15 protein-coding genes are annotated in these 15,658 nt (G+C 67.7%); 8 read left to right on the forward strand and 7 right to left on the reverse strand.

The genetic code is table 11. The features are described 5' to 3' along the window. Nucleotides 1–77: 77 nt before the first annotated feature. Nucleotides 78–377, reverse strand: a complete 300-nt coding sequence (locus AC0KUR_RS14695) for a YXWGXW repeat-containing protein (protein ID WP_034191652.1) — start codon at nt 375–377, stop codon at nt 78–80. 322 nt (nt 378–699) lie between these two features. On the opposite strand from AC0KUR_RS14695, the gene AC0KUR_RS14700 reads away from it, so the two are divergent. The 3 genes from AC0KUR_RS14700 (at nt 700) to yddG (ending at nt 3,899) form a co-directional block, all read left to right on the forward strand. Continuing rightward, the gene (locus AC0KUR_RS14700) at nt 700–2,385 is read left to right on the forward strand and encodes a purple acid phosphatase family protein (RefSeq protein ID WP_473376091.1); all 1,686 of its coding nucleotides are present in this window, start codon (nt 700–702) and stop codon (nt 2,383–2,385) included. 103 nt (nt 2,386–2,488) lie between these two features. Further along, entirely contained in the window at nt 2,489–2,770 is a 282-nt protein-coding gene (locus tag AC0KUR_RS14705) for a hypothetical protein (protein ID WP_034191270.1), read from the forward strand. A 184-nt stretch (nt 2,771–2,954) separates the two neighbouring features. Next, nucleotides 2,955–3,899 (forward strand): aromatic amino acid DMT transporter YddG, encoded by a 945-nt coding sequence (gene yddG / locus AC0KUR_RS14710; protein WP_473376092.1) that lies wholly within the window; start codon nt 2,955–2,957, stop codon nt 3,897–3,899. Between the two features lie 69 nt (nt 3,900–3,968). Here the strand turns inward: yddG and AC0KUR_RS14715 are convergent, their stop codons facing one another. Together AC0KUR_RS14715 and AC0KUR_RS14720 are read right to left on the reverse strand one after the other, a co-directional pair. After that, on the reverse strand, nt 3,969–4,601 hold the full coding sequence (locus AC0KUR_RS14715) for a LysE family translocator (protein WP_034191268.1): 633 nt from the start codon (nt 4,599–4,601) through the stop codon (nt 3,969–3,971). A 118-nt stretch (nt 4,602–4,719) separates the two neighbouring features. Further along, a complete protein-coding gene (locus AC0KUR_RS14720) occupies nt 4,720–5,616 on the reverse strand; it encodes a LysR family transcriptional regulator (protein WP_034191267.1) in 897 nt (298 codons plus the stop codon). 271 nt (nt 5,617–5,887) lie between these two features. Here AC0KUR_RS14720 and AC0KUR_RS14725 point away from each other — a divergent pair, with 271 nt between their 5' ends. After that, the gene (locus AC0KUR_RS14725; RefSeq protein WP_473376093.1) at nt 5,888–6,733 is read left to right on the forward strand and encodes a sulfite exporter TauE/SafE family protein; all 846 of its coding nucleotides are present in this window, start codon (nt 5,888–5,890) and stop codon (nt 6,731–6,733) included. A 369-nt stretch (nt 6,734–7,102) separates the two neighbouring features. On the opposite strand, the gene AC0KUR_RS14730 is transcribed toward AC0KUR_RS14725, so the two are convergent. Continuing rightward, the gene (locus AC0KUR_RS14730) at nt 7,103–8,053 is read right to left on the reverse strand and encodes a LysR substrate-binding domain-containing protein (RefSeq protein WP_473376094.1); all 951 of its coding nucleotides are present in this window, start codon (nt 8,051–8,053) and stop codon (nt 7,103–7,105) included. Nucleotides 8,054–8,129: 76 nt separating this feature from the next. Here AC0KUR_RS14730 and AC0KUR_RS14735 point away from each other — a divergent pair, with 76 nt between their 5' ends. From AC0KUR_RS14735 to AC0KUR_RS14745, 3 genes are all read left to right on the forward strand, one after another. Beyond that, nucleotides 8,130–9,482, forward strand: coding sequence for a D-serine ammonia-lyase (locus tag AC0KUR_RS14735; protein WP_473376149.1), 1,353 nt, complete (start codon nt 8,130–8,132; stop codon nt 9,480–9,482). A 53-nt stretch (nt 9,483–9,535) separates the two neighbouring features. Next, nucleotides 9,536–9,790 (forward strand): hypothetical protein, encoded by a 255-nt coding sequence (locus AC0KUR_RS14740; protein ID WP_027791787.1) that lies wholly within the window; start codon nt 9,536–9,538, stop codon nt 9,788–9,790. A 279-nt stretch (nt 9,791–10,069) separates the two neighbouring features. Further along, a complete protein-coding gene (locus AC0KUR_RS14745; protein WP_069704701.1) occupies nt 10,070–10,369 on the forward strand; it encodes a DUF4148 domain-containing protein in 300 nt (99 codons plus the stop codon). A gap of 97 nt (nt 10,370–10,466) precedes the next feature. Here AC0KUR_RS14745 and AC0KUR_RS14750 read toward each other — a convergent pair whose 3' ends face one another. The 3 genes from AC0KUR_RS14750 to AC0KUR_RS14760 all read right to left on the reverse strand — a co-directional run bounded on the left by AC0KUR_RS14750 (nt 10,467) and on the right by AC0KUR_RS14760 (nt 14,280). Beyond that, entirely contained in the window at nt 10,467–12,242 is a 1,776-nt protein-coding gene (locus AC0KUR_RS14750) for a diguanylate cyclase domain-containing protein (protein WP_473376095.1), read from the reverse strand. Further along, nucleotides 12,239–13,369 (reverse strand): extracellular solute-binding protein, encoded by a 1,131-nt coding sequence (locus AC0KUR_RS14755; RefSeq protein WP_034191651.1) that lies wholly within the window; start codon nt 13,367–13,369, stop codon nt 12,239–12,241. The genes AC0KUR_RS14750 and AC0KUR_RS14755 overlap by 4 nt, the downstream gene beginning before the upstream one ends. 188 nt (nt 13,370–13,557) lie before the next feature. Then, nucleotides 13,558–14,280 (reverse strand): FadR/GntR family transcriptional regulator, encoded by a 723-nt coding sequence (locus AC0KUR_RS14760; RefSeq protein ID WP_049031052.1) that lies wholly within the window; start codon nt 14,278–14,280, stop codon nt 13,558–13,560. 272 nt (nt 14,281–14,552) lie between these two features. On the opposite strand from AC0KUR_RS14760, the gene uxuA reads away from it, so the two are divergent. Further along, a complete protein-coding gene (gene uxuA / locus AC0KUR_RS14765) occupies nt 14,553–15,614 on the forward strand; it encodes a mannonate dehydratase (protein WP_175028555.1) in 1,062 nt (353 codons plus the stop codon). Nucleotides 15,615–15,658 lie beyond the last annotated feature (44 nt).

Consider the following 15,658-nt stretch of genomic DNA (forward strand, 5'->3'; position numbering starts at 1 on the left):
AAGGCATCGCTTCGACTCATGATGTTGCATGAAGAATCCGTCGCGCCGGCACGGCGTGCCGCGCGACGTCGTACGCATCAGGCCCAGTGGCCGGGCACCCAGCGCCAGGCCGGCCCGCGCGCGGCCCAATGCCCCGGTACCCAGTGATAACCGACACGCACCACTTGCCAGTGGCCCGGAATCCACACGTAGCGCCCTTGCCGCCAGTGCCAGTGCCCCTGGTCCCAGACGTAGCCCGCACGCGGCGCGGGCATCACTTCGACGCGTGGCGGCGGCGGGGCGACAGGCGCGACGATCACGGCCTGCGCGAACGACGCGGATGCCGCCAGCGCGGCCACGCAGGCCACGGCAAATCGCAATGGAACGGAAAGTTTCATGAAAGACTCCGAAGTAACGGGCATCGACCGGTTGCGGCCGTTCATGCGTTAAACGGCGCGGGCGAAGCGATTCCGTCGCGGAATCCGCAAATAAATTCCAGACGGACCGAACGGGATTCGGCGCGGGTCGGACGCCACGCCGCGCGATCGCGCGTATCGGCTGCCGCCCAGCCGGGTTGCGGCGCTGTCACAACGCGGCAAAACTGCCCTTCGACAATGCATGCGACCGGGATCCCGCTCGTTTCCGGCCCATGCCCCGGCCGCGCTCGCGCACGGCCCCACGGTTCCACCTCTCGCGTCCCCACCCACGAAAACACCGACCATGTCGAACCAGGACACTCTCCCTGATCAGCCGAACGAGCCGGCCGCTTCGGTATCGCGTCGCGGCTTCCTGAAACTTGCCGGCGTCTCCGGCCTCGCCACCGCCGCCGCCGGCCTCGCAGCCGCGCGCGCCGCCGCGTCGAATCCGGACGGCACGCCCGAACAGGTCCACCTGACGTGGGGCAACGACCCGGCGTCCGAGGTCGTGATCTCGTGGGCGTCGCTCGCGCCGGCCGTCAATCCGCGTGCGCGCATCGTCGCCGACGGCGAGCCGCCGCGTACCGTGCACGGCGTCCAGCGCCTGTACACCGACGGCCTGAACGGCGAAACCGTGTTCACGTACCACGCGCGCGTGCACGGGCTGAAACCCGATACGCGCTACCGCTACGAGATCACCGCCGACAACGACGGCAACGCCGCGCAGCCGTTCTCCGCCAATTTCTCGACGGCGCCGCGCGGCCGCGCGCCGTTTCGCTTCACCAGCTACGGCGATCTCGCGACGCCGAACGGCGCGTGGGTGCTGTCGTCGCCGCAAAGCCGGTTCGCGGTGCAGGCCGTCGAGCAGTTCCAGCCGCTGTTCCACCTGCTGAACGGCGACCTCTGCTACGCGAACCTGAACCCCGCGCACCAGCCCGAGGTGTGGCGCGATTTCGGCAACAACAACCAGACGTCGGCCGCGAATCGCCCGTGGATGCCGTGCCCGGGCAATCACGAGATCGAGTTCAACAACGGCCCGCAGGGGCTCGACTCGTATCTCGCGCGCTATTCGCTGCCGGAGAACGGCACGCACTTCCCGGGCCGCTGGTACAGCTTCCGCGTGAGCTCGGTGCTGTTCGTGTCGCTCGACGCCGACGATGTCGTGTACCAGGACGCCGCCGCGTTCGTCGGCGGCCCGGCGCCGCTCGTGCCGGCCGCGAGCACGGGCCGCCCGCCGATCGAACCCGGCACGTCGTTCTACGTGCGCGGCTACAGCAACGGCGAGCAGACGCGCTGGCTCGAACGCACGCTGCGTCATGCCGCGCATGACGACGACATCGACTGGATCGTCGTGCAGATGCACCAGGACGCGCTCAGTTCGTCGAAAACGGGCAACGGTTCGGACAAGGGCATTCGCGAAGCGTGGCTGCCGCTGTTCGACCGCTACGGCGTCGATCTCGTGCTGTGCGGACACGATCACGACTACGAGCGCAGCTACCCGGTGCGCGGCTGCAATCACCGCGCGGGCGTCGACGCGACCACCGGCGAAGTGGTCGAGACGCTGCAGCCGCGTCCGGTCGGCTCGAACGACCCGGACCGCACCCGGTTCGACACGAGCCACGGCACGATCCACCTGATCCTCGGCGGCGGCGGCACCAGCGCGCCGCTCGACGTGTACGGCGAGAATCCGTCGACCGGCTTTGCGCGTGCGAAGGTGTTCACGAAGCCGAACCGGCCGGTGCCGGGCACCGCACCGAACACGTTCGTGCGCCAGCCGGCCGATGCGCTCGAGGATGCGATCTGGTCCGCGCGCCGCGACACGGGCACCGGCTACGGGATCGCCGTGTTCGACCATGACCCGGGCAAGCCGGGCGGCCACACGACGATCACGATGCGCTACTACCACGCGCCGGGCGCCGACCAGCACCCGAGCGCGCAGTACGAACTGTTCGAAACGATCGAACTGAGCAAGAAGCGGCACGAACGGTGATCGTGCGGGCGCCCGCCACGGCGGGCGCCGGTTGCACGGCCATCGAGGGACGGGATGCCGCGGCACGGGTTAGACTGCGCGGCTCGCCCCCCGGCCCACGAAGATGAGTTTCGAATACCGCATCCACACGATCCCGTCGGCCAACGCATTCGATGCCATCGCGAATGCGCTGCGGCAAGCGCATCGCGGCATCGACATCGATCGCAATCGACAACGGCTCGAGGTTCGGAGCGACACCGCCGGCTGGCCGCTGATCGGCCTGACGACCGGCGAAGAGGGATTCTTCCTCGTCACGACGCTCGGGCCGACACGGGATGCGATGCTCGACTCGATCGGGCACGCGTTGTCGGCGATCGACGCCGCATGGCGTATCGACGACGCGTGATCGACTCGCGCACCCGAATCAGCCGTACACGCCAGTCCGGCTGCATCGCCGCAACGGCATCGCCCCGTTAAAATGCGCGGTTCCGTCGAAATCACTCCATTGCATCGCCGCGCGCGATGACGGCGCGCGCGAGCGGCCCCGTATCATCCGAAATCGAATTGGCATGTTGAAACAGGTAGGACGCATGAAACGCAAGAACACGGCAACGCTCGCCGGGCTCGGCGCGGTATTGTTATGGGCCTCGGTGGTCGCGCTCGTTCGCGGCGTCAGCGAAAGCCTCGGCGCGACCGGCGGCGCCGCGATGATCTATACGGTGGCGTCCGTGCTACTGGTGTTTTCAATCGGCTTCCCCGACCTGAGCAGGTTCCCGAAAAGCTATCTGCGCTGGGGCGGCCTGCTGTTCGTGTCATACGAGCTGTGCCTCGCGCTGTCGATCGGCTATGCCAGCAACGGGCAGCAGGCGATCGAAGTCGCGATGGTCAACTATCTGTGGCCGAGCCTCACGCTGGTCGCCGCCATCGTATTCAACAAGCAGCGCGCGAACCTGCTGGTCGTGCCGGGTGTCCTGCTGTCGATGCTCGGCATCTGCTGGGTGCTCGGCGGCGACCGCGGCCTCGATCCGGCCGGCATGCTGCGCAACGTCGCGGACAATCCGCTGAGCTACGGCCTCGCATTCGTCGGCGCGCTGATCTGGGCAGCCTATTGCACGGTGACGGCGCGCCTCGCCGACGGCAAGAACGGCGTCACGCCGTTCTTCATGCTGGTCGCCGCGGTGCTCTGGATCAAGTTCGCGATCGAAGGCGGCGGCGGCATGACGTTCAGCTTTCACGCGGTCCTGTATCTCGTGCTGGCAGCGTCGGCGCTGGGGTTCGGCTATGCGGCCTGGAACACCGGCATCATGCATGGCAACGTGACGGTCATCGTCGGCGCGTCGTACTTCACGCCGGTGCTCGCCGCCGCGCTCGCCGCGACGCTGCTGCATGCGCCGCTGTCGGTCGAATTCTGGCAAGGCGCGTTGATGGTGTGCGGCGGATCGATCCTGTGCTGGCTCTCGACGCGCAGCCGACGCAACGACAAGGCCATGCCCGTTCGGGTCGGCAAGAAGGCCGAAGGCAATTGCCACGGTTGATGCTGCCCGGCGCGATCGGCGCAAGGCTGGCCGGCAGCCGGCCGTTCCCCAAGCGCCCGCCTTCGCGCGCTAGCTTCGCGACTCCAGCGCGATCCGCACGGCGAGTCCGGCCAGCACGGTACCCATCAACCAGCGCTGGGCCGACGCCCAGAGCGGCCGCCCCGCGAGAAAGCCCGCGATCGAACCGGCCATGCACGCGATCAGCGCGTTCACGCTGACACTCACCGCGATCTGCACGCAGCCCAGCACCAGCGATTGCGCGAGCACGCTGCCGTGGCCCGGCGACATGAACTGCGGCAACAGCGACAGATACATCACCGCGATCTTCGGGTTCGCCAGGTTCGTGACGAAACCCATCGCGAACAGCCTGACGCGGCTGTCGTGCGGCAATTGCCGGACCTGGAACGCGGAGCGGCCACCGGGTTTCAGTGCCTGCCACGCCAGGTACGCCAGATACAGCGCGCCGGCGAAGCGCAGCGCGTCGTATGCGTACGGCACGGTCATCACCAGCGCGGTGATGCCCAACGCCGCGCACAGCATGTAGAACACGAACCCCAGCGCGACGCCGCCGAGCGACACGAGCCCGGCGCGGCGGCCCTGGCAGATCGAGCGCGACACCAGGTAGATCATGTTCGGTCCGGGCGTCAGCACCATGCCGAGCGACACGAGTCCGAATGCAAACAGGGTGGGCAAGGCCGGCACGGCAATCTCCTTCGGCGCAACGATGACGAGGTCCGATCAATGTATTGCATTCCGGCAATCATCGGCATGAATAAACTGCACGTCGCCCATGAGCGCCGTTCATCGCACCGGCTGCGCGCTACCTGCCCTTTTTCGCGCGTGCGTGGATCGCCTTCCCTGCCTTCGCACGTTGTGCGTCGACGAGTTTCACGAATTCATCGGTTACCGCGTTGCCGGCCGTATTCCAGGCCAGCCGCACGGAACGATGCAGCCGCGGCGACAGTTCCAGCACGCGGCCGCCGAACGGCGTGTACGTGAGCGTGATGCGCGGCACGATCGATACGCCCATGCCGGCCTCCGCCATCGACAGAATGGTGCGCATCTCGACCACGTTGAACGCGGCCCGCAGCGGCGCGCCGCCGCGCGCGAAGTAATCCGCGATCAGCGGCCCGCATCCGGCCTTCGAAAAAATGAACGGCGCCGCGGACAACTGCCTGGCCGACACGCGCTTGCGGCCGGCGAACATGCCGTCCGCCGCCACCGCGACGAAATCCTCGTCGAGCAGCGGCAGGTTGTGCGCGAACGTCTTCGTGCCGGCCACCACGCCGACGTCGGCGGTCCCGTCGTCGATCCATCCCTCGACTTCGCTGTCCGTGCCTTCGAGCAGCACCGCCGATACGCCTTCGTGCAGGCCCTTCAACGCCTCGAGCGCGGGGACGACGAACGCCAGCGAGACGCTGGGCAGCGACGCGACCACCAGCCGCCCCTCGAGCTTGCCGCGCGACAGGCTGAACTGCTGGCGCAGTACCTGCGCTTCACGGACGACGCGCTGGACGTAGGGCCACAGGCGTTCGCCCGCCGCCGTCAGGACGACCGGCTGCCGGTCACGCCAGAGCAGCTTGACCTGCGTGAGATCCTCCAGCTCGGTCAGCGCATGACTGATCGCGGACTGGCTGCGGCTGAGCCGGTCCGCAGCGGCCGTGAGCGATCCGAGTTCGACTACGGCCGCCAGGGCCTGCAACTGGGCTAGCGTCATCGGATTTCCTTGTTTCCATGACATGTACTTGCTGCATGAAGCGGCAATTCCTCATGAATTATATTGAATCGCGTCCGTCGTACGGAACACTGTGCCCGCGCCCCGCCGCGGTCGAGCCGGACATCGCCGGCAGCGCTCGGGTAAGATGTCCGCGCGACTCGCCGTGCCCTTGCATGCGCACCGGCCAGTCGATTAGCCCGGTTGAACCACGCCGCCGCGTTGCTCATGCTCGCCGGCGCGACCTGCCGGATCGGCCCCGACATGCCACGCCATGATTCATTTCAATCTGACTGAAGGTGTACTGGTTTCCAGCCTGCAGGCGCTGTCCGTGCTCGACCTGGCCGGCATCGCCGTTGCGTTGCTGCTGGGCGGGATGGCCAAGGGCATCACGGGAATCGGCGTGCCGCTGATCGCGATGCCGATCCTCAGCCAGTTCCTGCCGATCCGGCAGGCGGTGCTGCTGCTGTCGATGCCGATCATCCTCGGCAACATTCCGCAGGCGCTGGAAGGCGGCCAGATACTCGCGACGGCCAGGAAAATCGCCGCGCCGATCGCAGGCACTGTGATCGGCAATATCGTCGGCGTCGCGATCCTGCTGTCGCTCAATCCGGGACACGCGCAGGCGGCATCCGGTGCGCTGCTGATCGTGGCCGCGGCGCTGATGCTCGCCGCGCCGAAACTCAACCTGCCGGAAGCGTGGCAAAAACCCGTCGGGTTCGCGCTCGGCTTTGGCGCCGCGCTGATGGAAAGCATCGCGTCGGTTCCGGGGCCGCTGCTCGCGACCTACCTGATCTCGGCCGGCGCGACCGGGCGCGTGTTCACGAAGCAGATCGCGATCATCCTCGTGGTGTCGATCGTCACGCTGATCACGACGTTCAGCGGCGCCGCGCATGCGAGCGGCGCCGACCTGGCGATCTCGGCGGCGGCCAGCCTGCCGGCCATCGCCGGCATGTGGCTGGTTCGCCCGCTGCGGGACAAGATGTCGCCGAAGATCTTCCGGATGGTCGTCCTGCTGTTCGTGCTCGTCGCGGCCTCGCAGATGATCTGGAAATCGGGCGTGTTCCGGCCCGGCTCGCCTGTCGCCCAGGTCGACCACGCGCGCGCGGTCCGGCAATAGCGGGCGGCGCGCCGTCATCGATCGCGCATGCGTTCTGAAAGCTGCAAGGCGTAGTATTCGCGGACCCGGCGTATCGCCCCCACCGTCAATGCCGACGATACGCCGCCGACTGTGCTGTACGCGCGCCGATGCCGACATCCGCGCCGCCACGTTTTCAGAGGCACGAAATGGAAACCTATGTGTTGCTGGGCTGCGGGTTGGGCCTCGGCCTGTTGATCGCGATCTGGGGCATCTGGTCGCTCGGATAAGGTAACCGGGCCCGTCCATGCGCAAGCCATCCGTATGCCGCCGGACGGGAAACCGTCATTTTCAGCAGTACCACCACCGTCGATTTCTTCGCACTCCGATCGAGTTATCCGGCGGCATCGTTCATGCAAGCCGCCCCGTCTTCGGCGACACGCTCGACCGGGCCTCGCCGAAACGCACGCATTCGGCCTTGAGCCAGTCCGAAAACGCGGCGGTACGCGGATCGTCCGGGTTGCGTGACAGCAGCATGTAGCGCGCCGGCGCACGCACATGCACGCCGAACACATCGACGAGCCGTCCGCTCGCGAGCTCGTCGTGCACGAGCGCCGCGCGCCCCATCGCGACCCCCTGATGGTTCAACGCGGCCGTGATCGCCAGGCTGGAAAAATTGAACTGCGGCCCATCCAGATGCCGGAGCCACGCCGGCCGGACGGCCTCCAGCCATGTACGCCACTCGACGAACTCGGAAGCGCCGACCCACGGTGCGGCATCGTGCAGCAACACGACGCCGTCCGGCGACTCGCCGCTGGCGAACGCCGGATGCCGCGCCAGATACGCCGGCGTGGCGACCGGGAACAGGATTTCGTCGAGCATCACCTCGGCATGCAGCCGACCGTATTGCACCGGGTCGTAGCGCACGGCCACGTCGATGTCGCCGGTCTCCATCGCCTCGCGATTCAGCACCTGGAACTCGGCCTGCACACGCACCGACACGTTCGGCTGTTGCCGGTGAAACGCGGTCAGGCGCGGCATCAGCCACTGCAATGCCAGCGATGGCAGGCAACTGACCCGCAGCGGCGCGTCCGACATGCCGAGCGCCTGAAGCGTGCGCTGGATATCGCCGAACGCACTCGACATCGTCCCGAGCAGAATCGCGCCCTTCTCCGTCAGCCTCAACCCGCGCGCCTGCCGCACGAACAGCGGATAACCCAGCCGGTCCTCCAGATTCCGGATCTGCTGGCTCACGGCGCTTTGCGTCAGGTTGAACGCCTGCGCCGTCTTCGTGAAGCTCAACAGCCGGCCGGCCGTTTCAAAGCAGTGCAACGCACCGAGGATCGAACCGTCCAGTCGCATTTATATAAGTCCAGCTAATGCATTGATTAGAAATCGGCGCTTTTGCGCGGTCGCCTTGAATCGTAGCATTCCAGCTCTGAATCTCGCTCAACGAACGCAAGGCCGCCCCGTGACCGCCACACCTCAACCCGACGATCTATTAGCCAGACTGCAATCCCGTCAACCGCTGCTGTGGCTGAACCCCGAAGCCGGCCGGCCGTTGCCGCAGGACGCGCCCTCACCCGACGCCATCGCTGCGGCCGAAGCGAGACTGGCGCGCTGCGCGCCGCTGATGGCCGAGCTGTTTCCCGAGCTCGCGGCCACGGCGGGAACGATCGAATCGCCGCTGATGCCGGCGGACACCTTGCAGCGCGCGTTGTCGCACGCGGACGACGCGCACGGCGCCTGGTTCATCAAGCGCGACGATGCATTGCCGGTCGCCGGTTCGATCAAGGCGCGCGGCGGTTTTCATGAAGTGCTCGCGCTCGCCGAGTCGATCGCGATCGAACACGGGTTGATCGCCCCCACTGGCGACCGGCGGATCCTCGCGTCGGCCGCCGCCCGCGCGTTGTTCGCCACCCATACCGTCGTCGTGGGCAGCACCGGCAATCTCGGCCTGAGTATCGGCGTGATGGCCGCCGCGCTGGGGTTCGAATCGGTCGTCCACATGTCGACCGACGCAAAGCCGTGGAAGAAGGCGCGCCTGCGACAACGCGGCGTCCGCGTGGTCGAGCACGACGGCGATTACGCGCAGGCCGTCGCCGCGGGTCGATCGCAGGCGCGCGCTCAACCGCGCTGCCACTTCGTCGACGACGAAGGCTCGCTGATGCTGTTCCTCGGCTACGCCGCGAGCGCCCGGCATCTGGCCGCGCAGCTCGCCGAATCGGGCCGCCGCGTGGACGCCGCGCATCCGCTCTTCGTCCATCTGCCGTGCGGGGTCGGCGGCGCGCCAGGCGGCATCACGTATGGCCTCAAGGCGCTGTTCGGCGAGCACGTGCACTGCTTTTTCGCCGAGCCCGTCGCGGCGCCGTGCATGCTCGTCCAGCTCGCTGCCGGTGCGGGCACGCCGGTGTCCGTCTACGACATCGGGCTCGACAACCGGACCGAGGCCGACGGCCTGGCGGTCGCGCAAGCGTCGCATCTGGTCAGCCCGCTGATGGCGTCGCAACTGTCGGGCGTCTTCACGGTCGGCGACGCGCAGCTCTACGCGCAGTTGCGCGCGGTTCAACGCGCCACGGGCGTGGAACTGGAACCGTCAGCCGCGGCCGCCGTCGGCGGGCCGGGCTGGCTGGCCCGGTCGGCGGCCGGCAGAGACTACCTGCGCCGCCACGCGATCGACATGCGCGCGTCCACGCACGTCATTTGGGCAACCGGCGGCTCGCTCGTTCCGCCGGAAGAACACCGCCGCTTCCAGTCTCACGCGGAGGCGCTCGCCGCCGCCGGCGCGTGACGCGTTCCGCCCGGCGCCCAGCCCGGTTCCCGAAGACCGGGTAGACTGTCCGGATGGAACAATGCCGTTATTGCCAGAGAATCCGCGATGAATGGGATTGCCACGGCGACGAATGCCGCCGGGCAATCGCCAAGGCGCTGCGCCGGCAGCGTGCGGGCCTGCCGATGGTGCCCGATCGCATCCGCAACGAACTCCCGTCCGGCGCGCCGACCCAGCAGGTGATCGCCGTCCTGTCGCGGCAGCGCCTGCGCGCGCGCCGCGGCAACGAGGAACGCCGCGAGCGCAAGGAAATCGACGACGACGTCTGAGCCGGCCGCCCCGCAGCCTGCCCGCACCGTTCCCGCTTCCCGCTGCCGCCGGGCGCCCGCCCGTACGCGCCATCCACGCCGCGCCCCGGTCGCCTTTCCGTTGCACACCCGGCAATACACAATGGGGACGGAAGATATTTTTCGCGGAATTATTGCCTCGCCTGCAACGATCTTTCGCTGAAACTCACGTTTACCCTAGGTCGACCGGCGCCTACGATGTAATCAACCGCTTACGACATGGTGTCGAACGCGGAAAGCCAATAAACATCGGAGGTCATCATGAAATCGCTCGTTTCCGCAGTCGTTGCCGCTGTCGCCCTGTCCGCTTCGTTCGGCGCATTCGCCCAAAGCACCGTGACCCGCGCCCAGGTGCGCAACGAACTGGTCCAGCTCGAACAAGCCGGCTACAAGCCGGGCCTGTCGAGCCCGTACTACCCGGCCGACATCCAGGCCGCCCAGGCCCGCGTGCGCGGCGCCGACAACAGCGGTTACGGCGCACAGCCGGCCGCGACCGTCCAGGGCGGCGCACCAGCCGTGAAGCCGCAAAGCGCGCACGACTCGGTCTACTTCGGCCACTAAGCCTGCCGCCGCGCGCATCGCGCGCAGTGCGGCCATGCGACGAGCCCGTCCCTGACGGGCTCGTCGCGTTTGCAGCGCCAGTTTCGCCGCCCGATCGTCAGCGGCTGCCGCTCGATGCGACCCGGTCGCCTGCGTCCGTCGCGACGCCGCCTCGGACCAGATCCTGATAGCGCACGCACACGCACTGCGGGCACGCCTTCGCCGCGTACATCGCCGCATCGGCCTTGACGAGCAGTTCCTCGGCCGACGCGCCGTCGGCCGGATACTCGCTGACACCGATGCTTGCACCGACCGCCACGCGCCGATCGCCGAACTCCAGCTCCTCGGCCATCACGATCTGGATGCGCGCCGCGACGTCGCCGATCACCGCCGGCGAACGCACGTCCGCGATCAGCACGATGAATTCGTCGCCGCCGAGCCGCGCGACCATGTCGCCGCTGCGCAGCGCGCGGCTCAGCCGCTTCGCGACCGCGACGAGCGTGCGATCGCCGGCCGAGTGCCCGTGCTGGTCGTTGATCTGCTTGAAGCGGTCGAGATCGACGAACATCACCGCCAGCCCTTCGCGGGCCGCCGCCGCATGCCGGATCGCAGCTTCGAGATGCTCCATGAACAGCAAACGGTTCGGCAGCGCGGTCAGCGGGTCGTGGCCAGCGAGGTGCGCGAGTTCCTGCTGCTTCGCACGCAGCATCGCGACCTGCGTGCGGATCTCGACGCGCATGCTGTCGAAACAGCGCGCGAGTACGCCGATCTCGTCGGCGCGCGCGGTCGGCAGCCGCTCGGCGGCCGAATCGTCGAACACGTGGGTCGCGGCACGCGCCAGCGTCTGCAGCGGCCGCGTGATCGCACGCGCGAACAGGATCGCGAGGATCGCCGCCAGCAGGCTCGACACGAGCACCATCCGGACGATCCGCTCGCCGAGCACGCCGGCCGGCGCCAGCACGTCCGCGAGCGGGCGCGCCATGCCGAGCACGACGAAGCGGTTGCCCTCGTCGTGCCCGAACGGCGTGCGCGCGAACGCGAACATCTGGCCCGGCGCCTCGTCGGGCTGCGCGAGTCCATTGAGCGTCACGTTCGTTTGCGCGTGGTCGAACAACGCGCGGGTGGCGGTGAAACGGTCCTGCATCAGCACGCGCCGGCCGCGGTCGAAACCGAACGTCTGCGCCGGATCGGGATGCACGAGAAAATCACCCCACTCGTTCGCGAGATAGACCGCATAGTCTTCCGGCAGGTCGCGCTCGAGCCGGTCGAACACGCGCGACAATTCGACGTCGACGACGAGCGCGCCGACCGTGCGGCCGGACATGTCGACCACCGGTGTCCCCACGCGCAGGATCGGCAGCCCCTCGGCCTCGTGCGATCCCGTCTCGTGATTGATCACGATCGGTGACAGGTAGATGTGGCCGGGCGCCATCGCGAGCGTGTCGAATACGTAGGAAAACTGCCCTTTCTCCTGGAAGGCGCTTTCAGGCAGCACGACGATGCCGCTCGCATCGCGAACGACACGGATACGTTCGATCCCGAAATGCCCGCTCGCGATCAGGCGGATCTGCAGGTACTCCGGATGATTTGTCATGAAGCTCCGGTACACCTGCTCGAGCCGCGTGCGGCGTGCGATGTCCGGCTTGTCGTCACCCGCGACGAACGCGGACGACGGCAACTGCGCGAGCACGAGCGCGTCGTCGGCAACATCCGCCAGCGCGGTCGTGAAGCGTTGCCCGAGCAGTTGCGTCGACATCAGCAGGCTGTGCTGCGCTTCCTGCACGAGCATCGCGCGATTGGCGCGATACGCGTAGTAGCCGGTCGTGCCGGACGCGATCACGCCGATGCAGGCGAACAGCACCGACAGCTTCGACACGAGCCCGAGCCGGATCATTTTCCGAACCGCTCCGGCCGGTCGCCCGACACGATACGGCTCCACAACGATTCGCGGCGGGCAATGTTCTCGACGGGCTGGAGCCACACGAGATGCTGGTGCCCGGTGTCGAGCCCCGACGGCGGCTCGAGCGTATTCGCGAGCCCCTGGCGCTCGGTCAGCAGCGCGCCGATCGCCGGTTCGAGCATGTAGTTGATCCACGCGAATGCCAACCCGGGGCGTTGCGCGCCGCGCGTGACGGCCCAGCAGTCGAGCCACGCGAGCGCGCCTTCTTCCGGGATCACGTAGCCGACGTCCGCGCCCGCGCGCCGCAGCAGTTCGACCTGCTGCGTGCCGTAGTTGCCGAACATCAGTGCCGCGCGATGCTGGACGAACAGCGCGGTCGCCTCCTCGGGCAGCGTGTAATACGTCAGCAGGTTGCGGCGCAGGTCGATCAGCTTGCGCGCGACCGCGAGCGTCTGCGCGGACGACAGCCGGAACGGATCGGAATAGCCGAGCGCGAGCGCGGCGAACGAGAAATTGTGCTGCGCGCTGTTGAAGTCGAGCACCTTGCCGCGGTAGCGCGGATTCCACAGCTCGCGCATCGAGCGCGGCGCGGCCGGCACCTGCTTGCGGTCGTAGATCAGCCCCATCGACGAATACGTGAACGGGATCGCGTAGGTCGTGCCGTCCTGCACGAGCCCGCCGATCGTCGCGACCTGCTGGAAGTTAGGCAACTGGCGCCGCCGGTTCGGAATGCGCTGCAGGTCGATCGGCGCGAGCAGGCGTTCGCGCGCATAACGCTGGATCTCGGCCGTATTCGCGGCCAGCACGTCGTACGGCGGCGGCGACGCGCTGTGCATCCGCGACCACAACGCTTCGTCGGAGTCGACGAACGTCACTTCGACGCGCGCGCGAAACTGCGCCTCGAACGCGCCGACGATGTCGCTGTCCGCATAGCCGGGCCACGCGAGCACGCGCAGCACGTTGTCGTTGACGGTTTCGGGAGAGGCGGAGAACGCCGGCACGACGGGTGCCAGAAAGCCTATCGTCAATATGATGAGCAGGCTGCGCACGGCGCCGCGTGCACGCTTGCGTGCACCGATTCCCCTGATCAATCGGACCCCGCGTGAATCGCCCGGCTGCATTCGACTGTCCTTTTTCGAGTCGATGCGATATCCCGCAACGAGACCATAAATCGGACGGTCGCGCAATTGGAAGAAGCCGTACGCGGCGCGCATGTTCGCCGGCACCGGCGGCGGCGGCGACATGCGGCATGCGGCATGCGGCATGCGGCGCGGCTACAGCGGCCCGCGTCGCGCCGCTGAAACCCGCGTCAGCGCCAGGCCTGCGTGAACTCCGCGATCACGCGCGACAGGTGTGCACGCATCGCGTCGCGCGCACCTGTCGCGTCTCGCGCCATGATCGCCGCGAAGATCCGCTGGTGATCCTCCTGCGACGCCTCGCGCAGCGCGGTCGAGTGAAAGTGCTCCTCGATCTTGTCCCACAGCGGATCGCTGCGCGCGCAGTCCCACATCGCCGTGACCATGTGCAGCAGCACCGTATTGCCGGTCGACTCCGCAATCCGCAGATGAAACTGGCGGTCGGCCGCGTCGTACGCGGCCTTGTCGGCCATCTGCTCGCGCATCGTCGTCAGCGAGAGAAACAGGCGGTCGAGATCGGCGTCCTTGCGTTCGGTCGCCGCGAGCGCCGCGACTTCCGCTTCGATCAGCCCGCGCGCGCGCAGCGTCTCGATCGGCCCCGGGCCGCGCGGCATCTCGAACGTCACCGGCCGTGCGGCGTCGGCCGCGGACACGTAGATGCCGGAGCCGATCCGCACTTCGACGATCCCCTGCACCTCGAGCGCGATGATCGCCTCGCGCACCTGCGTGCGACTCACGCCGAACTGGTCGGCCAGACTGCGCTCCGACGGCAACCGCGCGCCGGCTTCGAACGCGCCGGCGGCCACCATCGCGTGAATCTGCCGCGCAAGACCGATATAGGAGCGGTCTGTGGCATCGGTGTCGCGGCTGGCGGGCAGGCTGGAAAGATCGGTCATCGAAAGGCTCGCAACATGCTGGCCGGCGCCGTCGCGGCACCGGGTCCTCAAAATGGTACACCAATTTCAACCCGCACCTGATTCGGCTTGTCGGCCCGTCCTGCCGCGCAATCGCGGATGCTGTCTGTCATCCTTGCGATATCCTCACAACTGGTAAACTACTATCCCGCCTAACTGGCATACCAATCATAATCCGCTCACCGGCACCGGCACCGGGCCGCACGCTGCGGCCCGGTCGTCCGTGCATGAACCGCCAGCCAGGAGCCGCTCCAGTGAAGATGTCTTTCCGTTGGTACGGCGAGTCCGATCCGGTCTCGCTGCAATACATCCGCCAGATCCCGGGCGTCACGCATATCGTGTCCGCGATCTACGACGAACCGGTGGGCGAAGTCTGGCCCGCGCACAAGATCGAAACGCTGAAAGCAACGATCGAGCGCGCCGGCCTGCGGTTCGAAGTCGTCGAATCGGTGCCCGTGCACGAGGACATCAAGCTCGGCAAGCCGGGGCGCGATCGTCTGATCGACCACTACCGGCAGACGATCCGCCATCTCGGCGCGGCCGGCATCCGAGTCGTCTGCTACAACTTCATGCCCGTGTTCGACTGGACGCGCACCGAGCTGTCGAAGACGCTCGCCGACGGCTCGACCTGCCTCGCATTCAGCACCGACGCGGTCGACCGGATCGATCCGAACGACGGCATCGCGCTGCCCGGCTGGGATTCGAGCTACCGGCCCGAACAGCTGCAGGCCCTGCTCGCCGACTATCGCGACGTCGACGAAGCCGCGCTGTGGGCGAACCTCGAGTACTTCCTGAAGGCGATCATCCCTGTTGCCGAGGAAGCCGGCGTGAAGATGGCGATCCACCCGGACGATCCGCCGCGCCCGATCTTCGGGCTGCCGCGCATCGTGAAGAACCGCGACGATCTCGCGCGGATCCTGCGCATCGTCGACACGCCCGCGAACGGGCTGACGCTGTGCTCGGGTTCGCTCGGCGCGGGCCCGCAGAACGACGTCGAGGCGCTGGTGCGCGAGTTCGGCGCGATGGGCCGCATCCACTTCGCACACATCCGCAACGTGAAGGTCGACGCGAACGGCGATTTCGAGGAAACCGCGCACCTGTCGCGCTGCGGCTCGCTCGACATCGCCGCGATCGTGAAGGCGTATCACGACACCGGCTTCACCGGCTACGTGCGCCCCGACCACGGCCGCATGATCTGGGGTGAAACGGGCAAGCCCGGCTACGGCCTGTACGACCGGGCGCTCGGCGCGGTCTACCTGAACGGCCTGTGGGAAGCGCTCGCGAAGTTCGACCGCACGCCGCACGCGTCGCGGTAATCCGCCCATCGAGGCAGCCGGCGCAGCGGATCGCCGGCCGCCCG

This window comes from Burkholderia sp. YHN3-13, from assembly GCF_055810675.1.